The organism is Geobacillus sp. YHL (genome assembly GCF_022341265.1).
Lineage (GTDB): Bacteria > Bacillota > Bacilli > Bacillales > Anoxybacillaceae > Geobacillus > Geobacillus thermoleovorans.
The window spans coordinates 1-19,673 of record NZ_JAEIGB010000027.1 but is presented as its reverse complement, the minus strand read 5'-3'; the positions used below and the strand labels follow the sequence as shown (position 1 = coordinate 19,673).

At 53.3% G+C, this 19,673-nt stretch carries 21 protein-coding genes; 19 read left to right on the top strand and 2 right to left on the bottom strand.

The window, feature by feature from the left end; translation table 11 throughout:
• Nucleotides 1-19 precede the first annotated feature (19 nt).
• Genes JCR24_RS15945 through JCR24_RS15915 form a run of 7 tightly spaced genes read left to right on the top strand, consistent with a single transcriptional unit; the run spans nt 20 to nt 7,238 of the window.
• Nucleotides 20-922, top strand: coding sequence for an ABC transporter permease (locus JCR24_RS15945; RefSeq protein WP_238980994.1), 903 nt, complete (start codon nt 20-22; stop codon nt 920-922).
• Nucleotides 923-962: 40 nt separating this feature from the next.
• The gene (locus JCR24_RS15940; protein ID WP_015376047.1) at nt 963-2,522 is read left to right on the top strand and encodes a glutathione ABC transporter substrate-binding protein; all 1,560 of its coding nucleotides are present in this window, start codon (nt 963-965) and stop codon (nt 2,520-2,522) included.
• Nucleotides 2,523-2,530: 8 nt separating this feature from the next.
• Nucleotides 2,531-3,535 (top strand): ABC transporter ATP-binding protein, encoded by a 1,005-nt coding sequence (locus tag JCR24_RS15935; RefSeq protein WP_238980993.1) that lies wholly within the window; start codon nt 2,531-2,533, stop codon nt 3,533-3,535.
• Nucleotides 3,507-4,484 carry an ABC transporter ATP-binding protein gene (locus JCR24_RS15930; RefSeq protein ID WP_238980992.1) on the top strand — a complete coding sequence of 326 codons (978 nt, stop codon included), beginning with the start codon at nt 3,507-3,509 and terminating at the stop codon, nt 4,482-4,484. Before JCR24_RS15935 ends, JCR24_RS15930 begins: the two co-directional genes overlap by 29 nt.
• Nucleotides 4,485-4,496: 12 nt before the next feature.
• A complete protein-coding gene (locus tag JCR24_RS15925; RefSeq protein ID WP_238980991.1) occupies nt 4,497-6,101 on the top strand; it encodes a gamma-glutamyltransferase family protein in 1,605 nt (534 codons plus the stop codon).
• Nucleotides 6,102-6,126: 25 nt separating this feature from the next.
• A complete protein-coding gene (locus tag JCR24_RS15920; RefSeq protein WP_011232804.1) occupies nt 6,127-6,708 on the top strand; it encodes a chromate transporter in 582 nt (193 codons plus the stop codon).
• On the top strand, nt 6,705-7,238 hold the full coding sequence (locus tag JCR24_RS15915; protein ID WP_011232803.1) for a chromate transporter: 534 nt from the start codon (nt 6,705-6,707) through the stop codon (nt 7,236-7,238). Before JCR24_RS15920 ends, JCR24_RS15915 begins: the two co-directional genes overlap by 4 nt.
• Before the next feature lie 210 nt (nt 7,239-7,448).
• Here the strand turns inward: JCR24_RS15915 and JCR24_RS15910 are convergent, their stop codons facing one another.
• Nucleotides 7,449-7,958: a BsuPI-related putative proteinase inhibitor gene (locus tag JCR24_RS15910; RefSeq protein WP_238980990.1), complete on the bottom strand. Its 510-nt coding sequence runs from the start codon at nt 7,956-7,958 to the stop codon at nt 7,449-7,451.
• 307 nt (nt 7,959-8,265) lie between these two features.
• Between JCR24_RS15910 and spoIIID the strand changes: the two genes are divergently transcribed.
• The 7 genes from spoIIID (at nt 8,266) to JCR24_RS15875 (ending at nt 13,164) form a co-directional block, all read left to right on the top strand.
• On the top strand, nt 8,266-8,529 hold the full coding sequence (gene spoIIID / locus JCR24_RS15905) for a sporulation transcriptional regulator SpoIIID (RefSeq protein ID WP_011232801.1): 264 nt from the start codon (nt 8,266-8,268) through the stop codon (nt 8,527-8,529).
• Nucleotides 8,530-8,635: 106 nt separating this feature from the next.
• Nucleotides 8,636-9,637 (top strand): rod shape-determining protein, encoded by a 1,002-nt coding sequence (gene mreB / locus JCR24_RS15900; protein ID WP_238980989.1) that lies wholly within the window; start codon nt 8,636-8,638, stop codon nt 9,635-9,637.
• Between the two features lie 508 nt (nt 9,638-10,145).
• Nucleotides 10,146-10,976, top strand: coding sequence for a flagellar hook-basal body protein (locus JCR24_RS15895; protein ID WP_238980988.1), 831 nt, complete (start codon nt 10,146-10,148; stop codon nt 10,974-10,976).
• 21 nt (nt 10,977-10,997) lie between these two features.
• Nucleotides 10,998-11,819, top strand: coding sequence for a flagellar hook-basal body protein (locus tag JCR24_RS15890; protein WP_238980987.1), 822 nt, complete (start codon nt 10,998-11,000; stop codon nt 11,817-11,819).
• Between the two features lie 11 nt (nt 11,820-11,830).
• A complete protein-coding gene (locus JCR24_RS15885; RefSeq protein ID WP_238980986.1) occupies nt 11,831-12,163 on the top strand; it encodes a DNA-directed RNA polymerase subunit beta in 333 nt (110 codons plus the stop codon).
• A 50-nt stretch (nt 12,164-12,213) separates the two neighbouring features.
• Nucleotides 12,214-12,651, top strand: coding sequence for a 3-hydroxyacyl-ACP dehydratase FabZ (gene fabZ / locus JCR24_RS15880; protein ID WP_238980985.1), 438 nt, complete (start codon nt 12,214-12,216; stop codon nt 12,649-12,651).
• Between the two features lie 141 nt (nt 12,652-12,792).
• A complete protein-coding gene (locus JCR24_RS15875; protein WP_238980984.1) occupies nt 12,793-13,164 on the top strand; it encodes a hypothetical protein in 372 nt (123 codons plus the stop codon).
• Between the two features lie 336 nt (nt 13,165-13,500).
• Here the strand turns inward: JCR24_RS15875 and tagU are convergent, their stop codons facing one another.
• Complete coding sequence (tagU, locus tag JCR24_RS15870; RefSeq protein ID WP_238980983.1) at nt 13,501-14,442, bottom strand: polyisoprenyl-teichoic acid--peptidoglycan teichoic acid transferase TagU; 942 nt, start codon at nt 14,440-14,442, stop codon at nt 13,501-13,503.
• A 272-nt stretch (nt 14,443-14,714) separates the two neighbouring features.
• Here tagU and JCR24_RS15865 point away from each other — a divergent pair, with 272 nt between their 5' ends.
• The 5 genes from JCR24_RS15865 (at nt 14,715) to JCR24_RS15845 (ending at nt 19,550) form a co-directional block, all read left to right on the top strand.
• Nucleotides 14,715-15,479 (top strand): tyrosine-protein phosphatase, encoded by a 765-nt coding sequence (locus JCR24_RS15865; protein ID WP_238980982.1) that lies wholly within the window; start codon nt 14,715-14,717, stop codon nt 15,477-15,479.
• A gap of 457 nt (nt 15,480-15,936) precedes the next feature.
• Complete coding sequence (locus tag JCR24_RS15860) at nt 15,937-17,307, top strand: AAA family ATPase (RefSeq protein WP_020756702.1); 1,371 nt, start codon at nt 15,937-15,939, stop codon at nt 17,305-17,307.
• On the top strand, nt 17,300-17,863 hold the full coding sequence (locus JCR24_RS15855) for a hypothetical protein (protein WP_013146577.1): 564 nt from the start codon (nt 17,300-17,302) through the stop codon (nt 17,861-17,863). The genes JCR24_RS15860 and JCR24_RS15855 overlap by 8 nt, the downstream gene beginning before the upstream one ends.
• Before the next feature lie 47 nt (nt 17,864-17,910).
• Nucleotides 17,911-18,381: a hypothetical protein gene (locus JCR24_RS15850; RefSeq protein WP_238980981.1), complete on the top strand. Its 471-nt coding sequence runs from the start codon at nt 17,911-17,913 to the stop codon at nt 18,379-18,381.
• Nucleotides 18,382-18,587: 206 nt separating this feature from the next.
• Entirely contained in the window at nt 18,588-19,550 is a 963-nt protein-coding gene (locus JCR24_RS15845; protein WP_238980980.1) for an IS4 family transposase, read from the top strand.
• Nucleotides 19,551-19,673: the final 123 nt, after the last annotated feature.

The window sequence follows — 19,673 nt, the reverse complement described above, 5'->3', positions numbered from 1 at the left end:
GATAGAGAGGGGGAAACCGATGGAAACGGGTGCAGCGGTTCAAACCGGCCGGGCATCTGCCGGGCTTCAGCGCAAGAAAGAAAAAATGTATGTCACCACGATCAGGCGGCTGCTGAAAAATAAACTGGCAGTCGTCGGGCTGATCATCATCGTCATTCAAGTGCTGATGGCCATTTTTGCCCCGTGGCTGGCCACCCATGATCCGGTCAAGCAAAACTTGGCGGCTGCCGAGCTGCCTGTCTTCTCCGACGGCCATTGGCTCGGGACCGATAACTACGGACGGGATATTTGGAGCCGCATCGTCTATGGCGCCCGCATTTCGCTCGTTGTCGGCATTGTGTCCGTCAGCTTGGGACTGATCGGCGGGGTGGCGCTCGGATTGCTGGCAGGCTATTACAAAAGGCTTGACGGGCTGATTATGCGGATTGTCGACTTGCTTTTTGCGTTTCCGGGCATTTTGCTTGCGATGCTGATCATCGCGATTTTAGGGACGGGCCTCATCAATGTGGCGATCGCCATCAGCATTTGGTCGATCCCGACGTGCGCCCGCATCGTCCGCGGCAGCGTCTTGTCGGTGAAAAATCGCGAGTATATTTTGGCGATGAAAGCGCTTGGAGCCAGCAACACCCGCATCATCATCAAGCATATTTTGCCGAACTGCCTGGCGCCGATCATTGTGTTTGCGACGATGCGCATGGCGACTGCCATTTTGTCGACCGCCTCGCTCAGCTACTTAGGATTGGGCGCTCAGCCGCCGACGCCGGAGTGGGGGGCGATGATCGCCGCCGGACAAGCGTTTATGTGGACGTCGCCGCATATGACGATCGTCCCGGGCATCGCGATTATGCTCGTCGTTTTCGCTTTTAACGTCGTTGGCGACGGATTGCGCGATGCGCTGGATCCGAACATGGATATCAATTAATCAAACATAAATAAATAAACCGTTTTGGAGGGAAGGAACAGTGAAAAAGAAGTATTGGTCTTACGTCTTGCTTGTTCTCATGCTTGCCATTTCTGGAGCACTGGCTGGATGCGGAGGCAAATCCGCTTCTAACAACGCCTCGTCCAGTTCGCAAGGGAAAGGAACCGTCGCCCAGGAATTGACGTATGCGACGACATCTGACGTCGTTGGCCTTTCGCCGATTCTAACGAACGATTCCGTCTCGTCTGCCGTTATCGAGCAAGTGTATGAAACGTTGTTCGTCCGTGATCCGGAGACGATGGAAATCAAGCCGCATTTGGCGGAATCGTATGAAACTCCGGATGATAAGACGTGGGTCATCAAATTGAAAAAAGGAATTAAATTCCATGACGGCACCGACTTTAATGCGGAAGCGGTCAAGTATACGTTTGATAAACTAAGAGACCCGAAGACAGCGGCGCCAAGGGCATCGCTTCTTGAACCGGTCGAATCGGTGGAAGTGAAAGATGATTACACGGTAGTGATCAAAACGAAATACCCGTATGGTCCGATGTTGGCGGCCTTGTCGCATACGAACGCTTCCATTGTCAGTCCGACGGCTGATCAAAAACAAGATTTAATGAAACAGCCGGTCGGCACTGGCCCGTTTAAATTTGTTGAATGGGTGCCGGGCGACCATGTGACATTAGAGAAAAACGATGACTATTGGCAAGGGGCGCCGAAGTTGGAAAAAGTGACGTTCAAAGTTGTTCCGGAAGTGACGACGGCGATTTCGATGCTGCAAACGGGCGATGTGCAATTTATCGACAATATCCCGGCTGAACAGTTGTCCCGCGTCGAATCGATGAAAAATGTTCAGCTGATCAAAAAGGAAGGCACACCAGTCTACTATTTAGGCTTTAATATGAAAAAGAAACCGATGAACGAGCTTGCCTTCCGTCAAGCGGTTTCCTATGCGATCAACAAAGATGAGTATATCCAGCAGCTGAAAGGGCTTGGGGTGAAATCAAACAGCGTCATCGGTCCGAAAGTGTTCGGCTATGATGAAGCGTCGGAAAACGTCGCTTACAGCTACGATCCGGAAAAAGCAAAACAATTAATCGAGAAACACGGATATAAAGGCACAAAAATTACAATTCTCGTCGCCAACACAGCAAGCTATATGAAAATGGCTGAGATCGTCCAAGCGCAATTGAAAGAAGTCGGCATTAACGCTGAAATTGAATCGATGGAATGGGGCACCTTCCTTGACGCGACAAAGCAAGGAAAATACGATATCACATTCCTTGGGTGGACCAATAGTACGGCAGATGGCAGCGAGCTGTTCTATCCAAACTTCCATTCAAAAAACGCAGGTGTATCGAACCGTACATTCTACAGCAACCCAACCTTTGACAAACTTGTCGAAGAATCACGTACGACGATCGATCCAGAAGTGCGGAAACAAAAGTTGAAAAAAGCGAATGAATTCTTGTTGAAAGATGCTGCCGTTGTTGTCATGAACCATGGCGTCGTGACGGCGGCTGTTGATCAATCGGTGAAAGGATTGGAGATCGATCCGACAGGACAATGGTCGCTCTATCACGTTCATAGAGAGTAGGGGATAGCATGGCTGAAACATTGTTGCGTGTCGAGAACCTTGTCACGACCTTCAGCACGGCGGAGGGAAAAATCTCCGCCGTGCGGGGGGTTTCTTTTTCCGTCCGCAAAGGAGAAACACTCTGCATTGTCGGCGAATCAGGGTGCGGGAAAAGCATCACCTCGCTGTCGATTATGGGGTTGCTTCCCAACAACGGGAAGATTGAGAGCGGATCGATTGAGTTTGCAGGACGCGACTTGGTGAAATTGCCGAAAGAAGAGTTGCGCCGCATTCGCGGCAATGAAATCTCGATGATTTTCCAAGAACCAATGACAGCGCTCAACCCTGTGTTTACAGTTGGTTATCAACTTCGTGAGCCATTGATGCTTCATAAAAGACTGTCAAAACGGGAAGCGCACGAACAAAGCATTGAGCTGCTCAAGCAAGTCGGCATCCCATTTCCGGAAAAGCGGATGAAACAATACCCGCATGAGTTGAGCGGCGGGATGAGGCAACGTGTCATGATCGCCATGGCGCTTGCCTGTCATCCGAGCTTGCTCATTGCGGATGAACCGACAACTGCTTTGGATGTGACCATTCAGGCACAAATTTTGGATTTGATCAATGAGTTGAAACAAAAATTGAATATGGCCGTCATTTTGATCACTCATGACATGGGCGTGGTCGCGGAAATGGCGGATCGAGTGATGGTCATGTATGCTGGTGAGAAAGTGGAAGAAGGCGATGTCGAAAGTATTTTCGCCAACCCGCGCCATCCGTACACAAAAGGGTTGTTGAAATCCGTGCCAAGCGTGGATGATGAGGAGTATTCGCTCGAACCGATTCCGGGGACGTTACCCAGTTTAAATGAACAAATTGACGGTTGCCGCTTCCACCCGCGCTGTCCGTTTGCGACCGACCGATGCCGCACGGCGCCGCCGCTGGAGAGAAAAATCAGCAACAACCATTCTGTCCGTTGCTGGCTAGAGGAGGGTGCTCACAGCCATGAGCCAGTCCAAGCAGCCACTTCTTAAGTTGGAAAACGTTAAAAAATATTACCCGATCAGAGGGGGAGTGTTGCGACGCATCCAAGGCTACGTCAAAGCAGTGGAGAACGTTTCCCTTGATGTATTTGCCGGGGAAAGCATTGGCATCGTCGGCGAGTCAGGGTGTGGAAAATCGACCCTTGGCCGGACGATTCTTGGCCTTGAAGAGGCGACGGGGGGCGCCATCTTCTTTCGGGGGGAAGAGATCAGCCGTTTGCCGGAACGGCAACGCAAAAAGTGGAAAAAAGAGATGCAGATGGTGTTTCAAGATCCGTATGCGTCTCTCAACCCTCGCCAACGCATCGGACATGCCTTGGAGGAAGCGTTTATCATCCATACGAACATGACAAAGGCCGAACGCGAAGAGCGGGTATTGCATTTGCTTCAAGAAGTCGGGCTCCGTCCCGAGCATTACGACCGATACCCGCATGAATTCAGCGGCGGACAGCGGCAGCGGATCGGCATCGCCCGGGCGATCGCCTTGAACCCGTCGCTCGTCATTTGCGACGAGGCTGTTTCCGCTTTGGACGTATCGGTTCAAGCACAAATCATTAAACTGTTAAAAGACATTCAAGAAAAACATGAGCTGACGTATTTGTTCATCTCCCACGATTTAGGGGTCGTTCGTCATTTTTGCGACCGGGTGCTTGTCATGTATTTGGGCCATGCCGTCGAACTTGCGCCGTCGCGAGAGCTGTACGCCAATCCGCTGCACCCGTATACGAAAGCATTATTGTCTGCCATTCCACGGCCGAAACCGGGCGCAAAGCGGGAACGCATTCGTCTTGAAGGGGATTTGCCGAACCCGGCCAATCCGCCCAAAGGCTGCCCATTCCATACGCGCTGTCCGGTGGCTACCGAACGATGCAAACAAGAGCGACCGGAGTGGAAAGAAGCGGCTCCAGGTCATTTTGTCGCTTGCCATGAAGTGAAGTAAGGAGGAACTGCCATGGACTACTTATACCATCCATACCCATCGCAGCGAGTGACGGTGTTCGCCAAAAACGGCGTTGTGGCGACATCGCAGCCGCTCGCGGCGCAAGCGGGGCTTGATGTGTTGAAAAAAGGCGGCAATGCCATTGATGCGGCGATCGCCGCGGCCGCCTGTTTAACGGTCGTTGAGCCGACATCGAACGGCATCGGCGGCGATGCGTTCGCTCTCGTCTGGACGAATGGGAAACTGTACGGGCTGAATGCGAGCGGCTATGCGCCGAAATCGATCTCGATTGGAGCGCTCAAAGAGCGCGGCTATACAGAGATGCCGAAATACGGCTTTGCTCCGGTGACCGTTCCGGGGGCGCCGGCGGCGTGGGCGGCGCTGGCGAAGCGCTTTGGCCGCCTGCCGCTTGCCGAAACGCTCGCTCCGGCGATCGCCTATGCAGAGAACGGCTACCCAGTATCGCCGGTGCTGGGCAAATACTGGGCGAACGCTTATCGGGTGTACAAAGAATCGCTGAACGGGCCGGAGTTCGCCTCGTGGTTTGCGACGTTTGCGCCGGGCGGCCGCGCGCCGAAGATCGGCGAAGTGTGGGCGTCTCCGGACCATGCGGCGACGCTGCGCTCCATTGCCGAAACGGAAGCGGAAAGCTTTTACCGCGGCGAGCTGGCGGAAAAAATCGCGGCCTTCTCGAAGCAATACGGCGGCTTTTTGGCGGCGGACGACCTCGCCGAGTACGAACCGGAATGGGTCGAGCCGATCTCCGTCTCCTACCGCGGCTATGAAGTGTGGGAAATTCCGCCGAACGGGCAGGGGCTTGTCGCGTTGATGGCGCTCAACATCATGAGCGGGTTTGACGTGCCAAGCGTCCCGGATGTCGAGACGCACCACCGGCAAATCGAGGCGATGAAGCTGGCCTTTGCCGATGGGAAAGCGTACATCGCCGACTGCCGCTATATGAGCTGCAGCCCAGACGAGCTGTTGTCGGAGTCGTTTGCCGCGATGCGCCGGGCGCAAATCGGCGAGGAGGCGCTGACGCCGGAGCCGGGGACGCCGCCAAAAGGCGGAACGGTCTATTTGGCCGCCGCCGACGGCGAAGGGAATATGGTGTCCTATATTCAAAGCAACTACATGGGCTTTGGCTCCGGCCTCGTCGTCCCAGGCACCGGCATCGCCCTGCACAACCGCGGCCATAACTTTGTCTTCGATGAACGCCATCCGAACGGGCTGGCGCCGCGGAAAAAGCCGTATCATACGATCATCCCTGGCTTTTTGACCAAAGGGGGTGCGCCGGTCGGTCCGTTCGGCGTCATGGGGGGATTTATGCAGCCGCAAGGGCATCTGCAAGTGATCATGAACACCATCGATTTTGACTTGAACCCGCAAGCGGCGCTCGATGCGCCACGTTGGCAGTGGGTGGAAGGAAAAACGGTGTTGGTGGAGCCCCACTTCCCGCGCCATATCGCCGAAGCGCTCGCCCGCAAAGGGCATGACATTCGCTTTGCCTTAGACGGAGGTCCGTTCGGCCGCGGACAAATCATTTGGCGCGATCCTGACACCGGCGTGCTTGCCGCCGGGACGGAGCCGCGCACGGACGGGGCGGTCGTCGCTTGGTGAAACTAGCGATAAAGGAAGGACACCAATGAACCAATGGCATTTGTTTCTCGCCTTTTTCCGCGTCGGCATGCTTGGATATGGGGGCGGCCCGTCTTCGATCCCGCTTGTGCGCGCTGAAGTGGTGGCGAAATACCGCTGGATGGCGGATGAAGAATTCGCTGAAATTCTGGCCATCGCCAATGCTTTGCCCGGCCCGATCGCCACGAAGCTTGCCGGTTATATCGGCTACCGTGTCGGCGGCGCGCTCGGCTTAGTGAACGCCGTGTTGGCGACGACCGCCCCGACGGTCGTGTTGATGATCGTGCTGTTGGCCGCCTTATCCTCGTTTAAAGACACACCATGGGTCGCTGGGATGACCAAAGCGGTCGTGCCGGTCGTGGCCGTCATGCTCGCCGAGATGACGTGGCAGTTCGCCAAACAGGCGCGCGCCGCCCTCGGCTGGCGGCCGGCCGCCCTGCTCCTTCTTGCCTGCTTTTTGGCCTTGCAGTGGCTCGGCCTTCATCCGGCGCTTGTGGTCGCAGTGTTGCTTGCGGCCGCGTTTGTCGGCCGAAGCAAGCCGAAGGCGGTGGATAGAGACAAAGGCGGAGAAAGGAGGGCGTCGTCATGATCTACTGGCAGCTGTTTCTCGCCTTTTTTTGGCCCGGCATTCTCGGCTACGGCGGCGGCCCGGCTTCCATCCCACTCATCGAGCACGAGGTCGTTGACCGCTACGGCTGGATGACGGTCAACGAATTCAGCGAGGTGCTGGCGCTTGGCAACTCTCTTCCCGGCCCCATTGCGACGAAAATGGCAGGTTATATCGGATACGAACAAGCCGGCGTCCTTGGCGCTGCCATCGGAGTGTTTGCCAGCGTCGCTCCGTCGCTCGTTTTGCTGTTGGCGCTGCTTGGGCTCTTGTACAAATGGAAAGACGCGCCGCAAGTGAAGCGGCTCACCGCCTACATCCGCCCAGCGATCGCCGTGATGCTCGGGATTATGGCGATCGATCTTTTCCGCGAATCGTACGAAGGGGCCGGGCTCGGCCAAACGGCGTTTCTCACCGCCGCGAGCGCTTTTTTGCTGCTGGGCAAATGGCGCATCCACCCAGCGTACGTCATCGTCTTGGCGCTTGTGTATGGGGCTTTCTTTTTGTCGTAATGCAGGGAAAATCTTTTCGGCGCTGCAACGGGATGCTTCATCCATGGGTGAGCATCCCTCTTTTTGTGGCAGCGCGGGCAAAAAAGAACATCGATGCAGAAATTCCTGTTGGAAAAGGCCGCAAAAAGCGCTCGGGACAGGAGCGTTTTCCTAATTTAGACGCCGGATGGCGAGCGCGGCAACAGCCGCGAAGGCAAACCGGCAGCGCCTTCACTCGACCGTAAATGTCGCCTTCGCCCGCGCGTTCGGCCAGTTTGGATCAGCGAGCCACCACTCAAGCGTATACGTCCCCGGCTCTAGACCGCGGAACGTTTCCTGAAACGACAGCTCTTCCCCCTGTTTTAACGGCCGTTCCTCATAAATTTGCGCAAACATCTTCCCTTCGCTGAACTGCTTCACCTTTTGTCCATCGCGGTATAAAACGTAGTCATACTTTTTCGAGCTCGTAAACGTCACCGTTTGCACGCGTTCGGTTTGGTTTTTGACCGTAAACGTAAACACGTAAGCATCGTTTTGCCTTTCGTACGTGAGCGACGGCTCCAGCGTCCCGGCGATGATGCCTTTTCCGCCCGCGGGCGCTGGTTTGCCGGCCGGAGCGGGGCCAAGCAAATCGTCTTTCGCCTGCGGTTGATCACTGCTGTTTGTGTACATGAACAACGCACTCGCCGCTGCTGCTCCCACGAGCGCCGCAATGATGCCGATCGTCTTTCCGTTTCCCATTCTCGCTCCTCCTTTGACTTTTCTATTATAGTCGTTTCCCATTTTCTCTCCGTTACAAACCGCAAAAAAATTGTGAAAAAACCGTTGTCCGCCTTGATATTTCTGGTATATATGCCCGATTTGTCTAATAAAATGTTACAAATTGAACAGCAATGAGAGTGGTTGAGGTGGGGATCGTTCACAACCGGCAAGCGACGCGATGAAGACGCTTCTAAGACATCCAACGAAAGCGGCGCTCATCAGTGGCAAGACGAGTCTCATTTCACACTTCTCACTTCTCACATCCAACCTAGGGAGGGCGAGTGGTGTGCACGATTACATCAAAGAGCGTACGATCAAGATTGGCAAGTATATCGTGGAGACGAGGAAAACCGTTCGCGTCATTGCGAAAGAATTTGGCGTATCCAAAAGCACCGTGCATAAAGACTTGACCGAGCGGCTGCCGGAAATCAACCCGGAACTGGCCCAAGAAGTCAAACAAATTCTCGATTACCATAAATCGATCCGCCATTTGCGCGGCGGGGAAGCAACGAAGAAAAAGTATAAAAAGCAGACGGTGAAAAACAACTGACTTTTTCCTTGCCATCTGCCGTTTGCAGTATCATTCCGGGAGGCAAATATGGTAGAATAAACAATTAGGAATGATTTTAGGGCAGAGGCAAGGAGGAGCAAGTCATATGTTTTCACGAGACATCGGCATTGACCTAGGCACGGCGAACGTCCTCATTTTCGTCAAAGGCAAAGGCATCGTGCTCAATGAGCCGTCCGTCGTGGCGATCGATAAACACACGAACAAAGTGCTGGCAGTGGGCGAAGAAGCACGACGAATGGTCGGACGTACTCCTGGGAATATTGTTGCCATTCGGCCGCTCAAAGACGGCGTCATCGCGGATTTTGACATTACCGAAGCGATGCTGAAGCATTTCTTAAGCAAGCTCGACCTAAAAGGCTTTTTCGCCAAACCGCGCATTTTGATTTGTTGCCCGACGAACACAACATCCGTGGAACGGAAAGCGATCAAAGAGGCAGCGGAAAAAAGCGGCGGCAAAAAAGTGTACTTGGAGGAAGAGCCGAAAGTCGCAGCCATTGGCGCCGGAATGGACATTTTTCAGCCGTGCGGAAACATGGTCGTTGATATTGGCGGTGGCACGACTGACGTCGCGGTTCTCTCGATGGGAGACATCGTCACCGCCTCTTCCATTAAAATGGCCGGGGACAAGTTTGATATGGAGATTTTAAACTACATCAAGCGCGAATATAAGCTGCTCATTGGGGAGCGAACGGCCGAGGAAATCAAGATTAAGGTCGCAACGGTATTCCCAGGCGCACGGTCCGAAGAAATCGACGTCCGCGGCCGCGATCTCGTCACCGGACTGCCGCGCACGATCACCGTTCGATCGGAGGAGATCGAACGGGCGCTTCGCGAGCCGGTGTCGTTGATTGTACAAGCCGCCAAAAGCGTGCTCGAGCGCACGCCGCCAGAATTGTCGGCGGACATCATCGACCGCGGCGTCATTTTAACGGGCGGCGGCGCATTGCTTCATGGCATCGATTTGCTGCTTGCCGAAGAGCTGAAGCTTCCGGTGTTTGTCGCGGAGAATCCGATGGACTGCGTCGCTCTTGGCACCGGGCTGATGCTTGAGAACATCGACCGCGCGCCGAAATCGCAATTGATTTAACATCTTTCCGAAAGAAGTCTCCCACTTCTAAACGAAGTGAAAGTCGAAAGTGAATTTTAGTAAAACCGTGGGACACACGGGGATCGCTCGGTCAACTTCCCATCATGAGATGGGATTACCCGAGAAGCCCCCACCTCTAAGCGAAGCGTAGGTGGTGGGAGTATGTCACAAAGCCGTCATGCCCTTTGGCCAAGAGATGGTTCATCTGGATCAACCTTATAGAGTCAACCTTTTGCGTCATTCAGGCGCAGACCGCTTTGGAAGGACGTTTTTCTCATGGCGTGAAAAATGGATACAACCGCCGCCGGGACAAGCGAGGCGGGCAAAAAAGGAATGGCGGGGGATGCCGCGGCTGCCTTTGCCCGCTTATAATGAAAGTATGGAATGGAAAGGAGCGGAGCGGCAGGGCAACGCGCCGCCCGCTTGACCATAGGGAACACCCCATCTGCCGCTGCCCAAAGAGCGGCCGCGGCTTTTTCTGATCGATCGGACAAGCGAGGTGCTGGTCATGTTGAGAGGGTTGTACACCGCCGCGAGCGGCATGTTGGCGCAAGAGCGGCGCGTGGATTGGTTGACGAACAATTTGGCGAACGCCGAAACGCCGGGATACAAAGCCGATGCGGCCGCGATGAGAGCGTTTCCGGAACTGTTGATGAGCCGCCTCGAGGATCAACCGATCCCGACCGCCTCAAGGCGCGCCATCCCGACGCAAACCGTCATTGGGCCGCTCGTTACGGGCGTCTATATGCAAGAACTCATCCCGAACTTCCGCCAAGGGGATGTGAAAGAAACCGGCTTGGCGACCGATATCGCCCTTGTGGACGGACAAGTCCCCATCGACCGGACGAGCGGCCAGCGAGGCGCACTGTTTTTTGCCGTCGCCAACGGTCAAGGGGAGGTCCGCTACACAAGAAACGGTCATTTCACCTTGAGCCCGGACGGCTACTTGACGACGCAAGAGGGCTGGTATGTACTTGATGCCAACGGTGAGCGCATTCCGCTCTCAAGCGAGCGGTTTGCCGTCCGCGACGACGGAACGATCATCGATGAGAATGGGACGGCCGCCCGTCTTGGCGTCGTGTTCGCCGCCAATCCGCAAATGTTGGTCAAGGAAGGAAACGGCTTATTCCGCAGCACGACAGGGCCATTGCCGCAGGCGCCGGGCAATGTGACGTATACGGTGAAACAGCGCTTTCTTGAGCGGTCGAACGTCGATGTCGAGCGGACGATGACGGATTTGCTCGCTGCCTACCGCACGTTTGAAGCGAACCAAAAAATCGTCCAAGCGTACGACCGCAGCTTGGACAAGGCCGTCAACGAAGTCGGCCGCCTGAAATGATGACAAAAGGGGGACAAGCCCGTGCTTCGTTCGATGCTCACTGCCGCCAACACGATGAATGCATTGCAGCAGCGGCTTGATACATTAAGCCATAACATCGCCAACAGCAACACCGTCGGCTTTAAACGGCGCGAAGCGAGCTTTGCCGAGCTCTTGACCCAACAAGTCGACCGCCTGCCGAACGACGAAGCGCCCCGGCAAACGCCGGCGGGCGTGCGCTATGGCAATGGGGCGCGCCTCGCTTCGACGATGCTCATCACCAAGCAAGGCGCGCTGGTGGAAACCGACCGCCGCTTGGATTTTGCCTTGACGGCCGAAAACCAATGGTTCCGCGTCCGTCTGGCCGATCAAAATGGCGCGGAAACGATCGGCTACACCCGCGCTGGCAACTTTTCGCTTGCACCGGTGAATGGCCAGCTTGCTTTGACGACAAGCGACGGCCTGTTTGTCCTTGATGAAAGAAACGCACCGATTATGCTTCCCGCCGATGCGCATGACGTGCAGATGTCCCCGACTGGGACGTTGACGGCAACCAATGCCGACGGACGCGTCGTCGCCCGCGTCAATTTGGGCGTCACTATGATTCGCCGCCCGCAGCTTCTGGAAGCCCGCGGCGGCGGCATCTATGCGCTTCCCAATGTCCCAGGCGCGGCCGAAGAACTGAACGGCAACTTGCGCGGCCAAATCAGCATCAAGCAAGGCGCGCTCGAACAAGCGAACGTCGACCTTGGCGAGGAAATGGTCGGCCTGATGGCGACAAGCCGAGCGTATCAGCTGAACGCCCGCGCCATTTCCATCTCGGAACAAATGCTCGGGCTGATTAACGGCATGCGCTCCTCATAAGGAGGATCGCGATGAATGACAAGAGGCATCAAGAACCTATGCACGCGCAGTCTTCTCGGATGGCGAGGCGGAAAGGCCGAGTAAGAAAGAGCCCGCCGGCTCCCGCCGAGCCACAAGCCCAATCCCTTCCGCCGGAAGGAGAGGCGGCCGCGCCGCGCCGGTTTGTCCGCACTCGACTCATCCCGATCTGGCTTCGGCTCATCATCGTCGCCGCGTTGATGGCCATAAGCCTCGCCGCCGGGGCGGTCGTCGGCTACAGCGCCATCGGCGACGGGGCGTGGCTTGACGTGTTCCGCCCGTCGACGTGGCAGCACATCCTCGACTTTGTCGAAAAAGGGGCATAAGAGGCTGTCGCGGCAACGCCGTTTTGATGATAACGAAAAGGAGTGTTTCCATGCTTGACATCCAGCAAATCCAGTCCATCATCCCGCACCGCTATCCGTTTTTGCTTGTTGACCGCATCGTCGAAATCGAAGAAGGCAAGCGCGCCGTCGGCATCAAAAACGTCAGCGCCAACGAAGCCTATTTCGCCGGCCACTTCCCCGAATACCCGGTCATGCCTGGCGTGTTGATCGTCGAAGCGCTCGCCCAAGTCGGCGCCGTCGTCCTCCTGCAGAGCGAGGAAAACCGGGGCCGCCTCGCCTTTTTCGCCGGCATCGACAACTGCCGCTTTAAGCGGCAAGTCAAACCAGGCGACCAAATTCGCCTGGAAGTCGAAATTCTCCGCGCCCGCGGCGCCATCGGCAAAGGCAAAGGCATCGCCACCGTCGACGGCGAGCTTGTCTGCGAAACGGAGTTGATGTTCGCTCTTGGCGACAAACGAGCTGACTGAACAAAACGCGTTCCTTCGGGGAGCGCGTTTTTTTGTCGGCTGCGCTATATAGCGTGCGAATGAAAAGTTTCTTTCTGGGAAAGATAAACAAGGACCGGCCTTACATAAGGTCACCACAACCAATAGAAAGGAGCAGATAGGATGAAGAAAAAAGCGTTGCTGATCCGGTTGTTCAGCGCCCTTGTCGCCCTCTTTTTAGCGGCTGGATGCAATATGAACCGCGACAACAACAATCCGCCGCCGCCGAACAACAATCAAAACGATGTCAACGACCAAGACGTAAACCCGGCTGATGACATCAACCAAAACGATGACGTCGACAACGACAAAGACAATGACGGCATCCCGGACAACCGCGATACCGATTTGAACGACAACCAAAACAATCAACTCCCGCCGGGAGACGACACGAACAACGGACCGGGCGACGATGAGCGCGATACGGTTCCGGACCGCGAAGACCCGATTGAAGATCCGCGGGATGCAAATGACAAAGACAATAAAGACGAATAACCGCATGGAAGCTGCCGAACAGGCAGCTTTTTTGATTGGTGGAAATTAGGAACGATTTCTGTCAGATTATAGTACACTGACGGTGCTCGGTGCTGTCAGCATGATCGTGGTGGATTTAAATCAAAACATGAAACACCAAGCCGCCATTCCGTAAATAAGAGGTGAAACCATAGGTTCGTAAAACAGGAAAGCACGATACAAAAGCGAAACGGAAGCTGATCACCGTCGACAACCCAAAATCGCCCATCGCGGAACGGTATCGGACGATCCGAACAAAGCTCACCAAGCACTTCATTGCCCAATGAAAACGCGCACCTCTTAAGGTGCGCGTCTCATTTACTTCGCCGCCGTCGCTTTCAGCTCCAGATGCTCTTTCAACTCATTCGAAATCGCCAGACGTTCGCTCTCTGGCACGATCAAGTAATAAATGCCATTGATTTTCGTCCCTTGTCCCGTAATATGCAGCTGCTTAATTTGCTTGCGGGCGTCTTTGTAATTCGCTTGAATCTCTTTCATTTCCTCAAACGTCAAGTTCGTTTTCACGTTTTTCCCGATCGCTGCGAGTACATCGCTGTAATTCGTGAGCGACGAGAAGCTGGCGCCTTTCTCAATAATCGCTTGAATGATCTGCTTTTGCCGGTCCTGGCGCCCGAAATCGCCGCGCGGGTCCTCTTTCCGCATGCGGGAGTATTTCAGCGCTTCGTCCCCGTTCAACGTAATCTCGCCTTTCGGGAAGTGCGTTCCTTCATACGTAAAAGCGAACGGGTTGTTCACCGTCACTCCGCCGACCGCATCGACGATGTCGCGGAAGCTTTCCATGTTGACCTTAATGTAGTAGTCAATGGGAATATCTAAAAAGTGTTCCACCGTCGCCATCGTCATCTCCACTCCGCCAAAGGCGTACGAGTGGTTGATTTTATCTTTCGTCCCTTTTCCGATAATCTCCGTTCTCGTATCGCGCGGCACGCTTACCATGTCAATCGACTGCTTGTTCGGATTCACCGTCATCACAATCAGCGTATCCGCGCGCCCGCGATCCCCTTTGCGTTCATCAACGCCGATCAACAAAATGGAAATCGGCGTTTTCCGTTCAAACGAAACGTCTTCTTTCCGCTTCTCCGACTTCCAGTTGACGTTCTCGTGCATTTGGTTCGCCGTCTGTTTCACATGATGATAAATGGAATAGGCGAATATTCCTGCTCCAGCGAATAACACGACGAGCAATCCCGTCACCCAGCGGAGCCATGTTTTCTTCTTTTTTCGACGTTCTGCTCTCATGGGCACTCTTCCTTTTCCATTCAGAAATTTTCGTGCATACCATTTCGATTATAGACCGTTTTCGAAAAGAAGACAACTGACAGCCGCATTGGCGGGCGTTCCAGCTTGCCCCCTAATCGGTGGAATTTGCCTTCCATTTCGACAATGTTCGACAAACCTCACCCATTGATAGCCTGTTTTTCCTATGTTACCATAATAGATGTTTAATAGGTTTTTCCTATGTTTGTTACCATAATAGATGTTTAATAGAGCGAAAAAAGGAGGAGTGGACGATGATCGACATTCACAGCCATATTTTGCCTGGCGTTGACGACGGAGCGGCGGCGATGGAGAACGCCATCGCCATGGCGCAAGCCGCAGCCAAGGAGGGGATTACAACGATCATTGCCACTCCCCATCATCGAAATGGAACGTATGACAACCCAAGACCAGCCGTCCTTTCCTTGGCGGCGGAACTAAATGACGAATTGAAACGGCGCGGCATCGCCTTGAACGTGTTTCCAGGCCAAGAAGTGCGCATCCACGGCGACTTGCTTGACGGCCTTGCCCGAGGCGAGGTGATGACGCTTGCCGATACATCATACATGTTGATCGAATTTCCGCCCGATCATGTGCCGAAGTATGCGGAGCAACTCCTCTTTGATGCCCAAGTGAAAGGGTTTATCCCGATCATCGCCCATCCGGAGCGAAACGCCGAGATCATCGAAACCCCCGAGCGGCTCTACCAGCTCGTCAAACGCGGCGCCTTGGCCCAGCTGACGGCATCAAGCATTACGGGCCATTTCGGCAAGAAAATCAAAACGTTCTCGTTTCAGCTGATCGAAGCGAACTTGGCCCATTTCATCGCCTCGGACGCCCACAACACGAAAACGCGGCCGTTTCGCCTCCGCGAGGCGTACGAGGTGATCCGGAAAGAATACGGGACAGACATGGTGTACTACTTCCAAGAGAACGCCGAGCTGCTCGTTCGCGGCCAAGCCGTGTTCCGCGACGAACCACAGCGGGTGAAAAAGAAAAAGTTCCTTGGCCTCTTTTAGAAATAGTTGGCAGTATGATATAAAATAATTTAGAAATACTTCTTTTCTTTTGCCCATTCGTTGTCGAAACATGGCTTGTTTCTTGTAGAACGATTCAGGATGATGTCGACCGGCATCCAATAGCGGCGGCTCTTTCTTTAAGACAGTTTGGCTCGCGCGGCAAGAGATTCATAGCGGCGGCTTCTTTGTCTTAAAGACAGGCCGTTTTCTTCGTTGATGCCGTTTCGTTCGGTGATGTCTCCTTACCGTTATCAACGGAGGCACTCGGCCATGCCGTGGGTGGGGACGATGACGGTCCCGGCACCTTAGACGCCCGTCGTCGAGGGTGTGGCGTGAGGGCGGGTTAGATGCCCGATTTTTCACTCGTTTTTATCTAATTCAGTGATTATGAGTCAGGCGTATCGTTTATAATAGAAAGATAGAGGATCCGTAATCTGTGAAAAGAGGCGATACGCGCATGGAACAAACTTGGGCGTTAAAGGTTGAGCGATTTGGAAAGATCAAACAGGGGGAAATCGATATTGCCCCGTTGATGTTGTTTGTCGGCGACAACAACAGTGGGAAAAGCTATCTGATGTCGCTTCTTTGGGGGGTGTTGTCCGAGGGGCGCAAGCTGTTTCCAAAAGACCCTCCGAACACGTCCACGTACAAGGAAATCGATCGCTTTCTTGAATCGTCTATCGGCGATGACTGCCTCATCCAAGACCGTGAAGCGCAACTGTTTGTCCAATGGTTTAATGATGTTCTCAGAAACAAAAAAAGCGAGTTGGTTAGAACGATTTTTCGGCGCAAAATCCCGATCGGTTCGTTAAGCATCGAGCGGTACCGCCGTTCTGAACCGCTGCGAATCATCTTTGAAAAGAAAGATTCGCTCCAAGGCGCTCGTTTTTCGACGGGGAAACACTATATTCGCATCCCGTATACGGATCGAAGCAAGGGACAAGCGACAGAGCGGTATCGCATGGCTCAATACATTACGTGGAATTTGCTGATGGATGGACTTACATCGCCGTTTTACCCACCATCCAGACAAGGCGGCATCCAAGGGCGGGCCATTGGCGAAGCGCTGTATTTGCCCGCTTCGAGAACAGGGTTCATGTTGTCTTACAAGGCGCTGGTGCAAGAGATGATGGAACGGATGATCAACGAAGAACATGAGGAACCATCCCTTGACTTCACGTTGCCTGTCTATCGATTCTTGCAAGCGTTGTTGCGTTTGGAGGAAAGCGGACAGTCGAAATATGCGGACATCGGACGATTTATTGAAACCGAGATTGCCAACGGAACCATGGACCAAGAAAAAGGACCGATTCCATCGTTCTACTATTGCCCACAAGGCAAACAAGAGCGCTTGCCGTTATACGTCACATCGTCGCTTGTAACTGAACTGTCGCCGCTCATTTTGTTTTTAAAATCAAAAGCAACGTACCGTTCACTCTTTTTTGAAGAAGCAGAAGCGCATCTGCATCCACGCGTCCAGCGCATATTAGCGACAGCGCTTGTCAAGTTGGCCAACCGAGGCATGCCGGTGTGGTTGACCACCCATAGCGATATTTTGTTCCAACAGGTGAACAATTTGATCAAACTTCACCAGCATCCAAAGAGAGAACAGTTGATGAAAACGTATGGCTATGTCGATGAGGACGCGATTGATCCGAAAAAGGTGAGGGCGTACCAGTTCCGCATGCAAGGCCAAGACACGATCATCACGCCGCTCATTCCGACCGAAAACGGCTTTCCGGCGGAAACGTTCAATGAAGTCATTTGGCAGTTGAATGAAGAGACGTATGCATTCCAGATCGGGGAAGAGGATGGAGAGGATGAATAACCTCGAATACCTTGAGCGAAGCTTTTATGAGAAAACGGGGGAAACAGGCGGAACGTTATATGTGATCGAGCAGGAAAAATCGGGAGAAGCACAAGTAACGCTCCACTGTTCCAACGAAGCCGTAGTGTTTTCGATCAAGCCTAACAACGGATTCCCTTATCTTCGAACCAAAAACACACCCGATGGCATCGTCTTTGTCAGAAGAGAGAAGCAATGTTGGGAACTGCACATTTTTGAATGTAAAAAAACAGTAAGAGTGAAGAGTTGGGAAAAGGCGAAACAGCAGTTTGAAGGAGGCATGCTTCATGCCTATATGTTACGAGGGCTTTTGGATCTTCCGCCTTTTTCAAAAATATGTGTATACACGGCCTACCAGGATGACCATTTATCGAAAAACTCGCCAGATCCAGCTTTGTTTCGGCAGCCGGTGGGCAAACCTGTGAAGAAGCCGCCGTATGCGGACTGGGATGATCCAAGCCTTGTCATTTTGGGGCATGAAGTTCCTCATCAACGCATTCCACTGAATGACTCCGGACAAGGAGAATACACGTTGTAACGTTTCCCTGCCGCGCCATGCTATAATGGCGTCAAGGAGGTGAAGCCATGAGCCAAGAGCTGAAAGAATTGCTTCGTTCCGTCTTGCAAGAAGAACTGAAACCAGTCCACGACAGGCTCGAACGGTTGGAAGGCGCAGTCGGGCACATTCGTCAAGACGTATCGCAGCTGCAGCAAGATGTATCCCAGCTTCAGAAGGAAGTCACCCAACTGCAAGAAGGTCAACGGACATTGGAAACGACGGTTTCCCAAATTCAAAAAGACATTATCCAGTTGCAAGAAGGCCAACAAATAGTAGAACACGAGATGGCCGGCATGAAGCAGATGCAAGAGCGAATCCTCGAAGAGCTGCGCATTTCCAAACACAATCAAGCCCTCATTTTGAACGATGTAACGAATATAAGGAAATCCGTCGATGTCACCGTCTCGCACTTGCAGCGCCGATCCGATGTGATGTTTGACAAACTGATCGATCATGAAAAAGAAATCTTGAATCTGAAATCAAAAATGCCAAACTAAGTCCCGAAAAGGGGCTGTTTTTTATGCCCATATGCATCGGCGCATCGGTGCAGCTACGGTTGCACCGATGCGCGGGGGCATAGGGGCCAACTATACATAGGGGGTTACGTACCATAGCCATCAAGTTAAGAATTTGATCTTTTTTCAGCGCCAAAAACATGGTATCCTTTCTAACGAAAATCATCGTTGGAAAGGATTGTTTTTTGATGGCAAAAAAGATGAAGGCATGGATAAAAACGATTCGTCAACTCTTCTCCTCTGAAGAACTGACCCGTCTGGCACGGAAAGTCGGATTCATTCAGCGGCAGCGTTCATTAACAGCGGAAGCCTTTCTGACGCTATGTGCTTGGGGAGACGGATCGCTCGCCTGTCAGTCGCTTCAGCGGTTGTGTGCCGATTTGGCGCTCTGGCATGATTGCTCTCTCTCGAATGAAGGACTGAATCAGCGGTTTACGCCTCGTGCCGTGGCGTTTTTAAAAGAGGTCTTTTTTACTCTCCTGATGCATCAACGTCCGGCACTCTCTTCCATCACCGAAACGTATCGCGCTTGTTTCACCCGTCTGCGGATCTTAGACTCTACCAGTTTTTTACTTCCGACCGACTATGGTGAGGACTATCAAGGTTCGGTTTCATCTGGCGCCAAAATCCAATTTGAGTATGAGCTGTTATCGGGCACCTGTCTTCAGCTGTGCGTCCAACAGGCCAATGATTCCGATGCCCGCTTTGCTTATCATACCCAGCACACGATTTTACCGAATGACCTTTGCATTCGGGATCTGGGGTTTTTTTCACTCGCCACGCTGGCGGAGATCGATGCTCGAGGTGCTTATTATATTACCCGGTTGCGTTCCGATATCAAAGTCTATATCAAACAGGACGGGGAGTGGCACGAATGGGATTGGGAATCGATAGGAAATCGATTGGGCGAGGGGGAAGCCGTGGAAGTGGAACACGTGTATATCGGACACCAACGCCTGTATGTTCCGCGTCTGATTTTTCGCCGTCTCACAGCGGAAGAATGGGAAAAACGGCTGGCGTACGTGCGGAAAAAGGAAAAAAAGAAAGGGAAGGCGCTGTCACGCCAAACCCTTGAACAAAAGAAATATCACATCTTACTGACCAATTTACCACAAGAATCGTTTGATGCGCAACAAGTTTATGAGCTGTGAGTCAGTCAAGACTTTGTGGAGAACGTTTTTTCGGTTCACTACGGGCGTTGTCAATCACTAGTTAGCGAACCATTTTCAGGAATTAATATCGTAAGCGCTTTCGGACTCTCATCCCTCATCTTG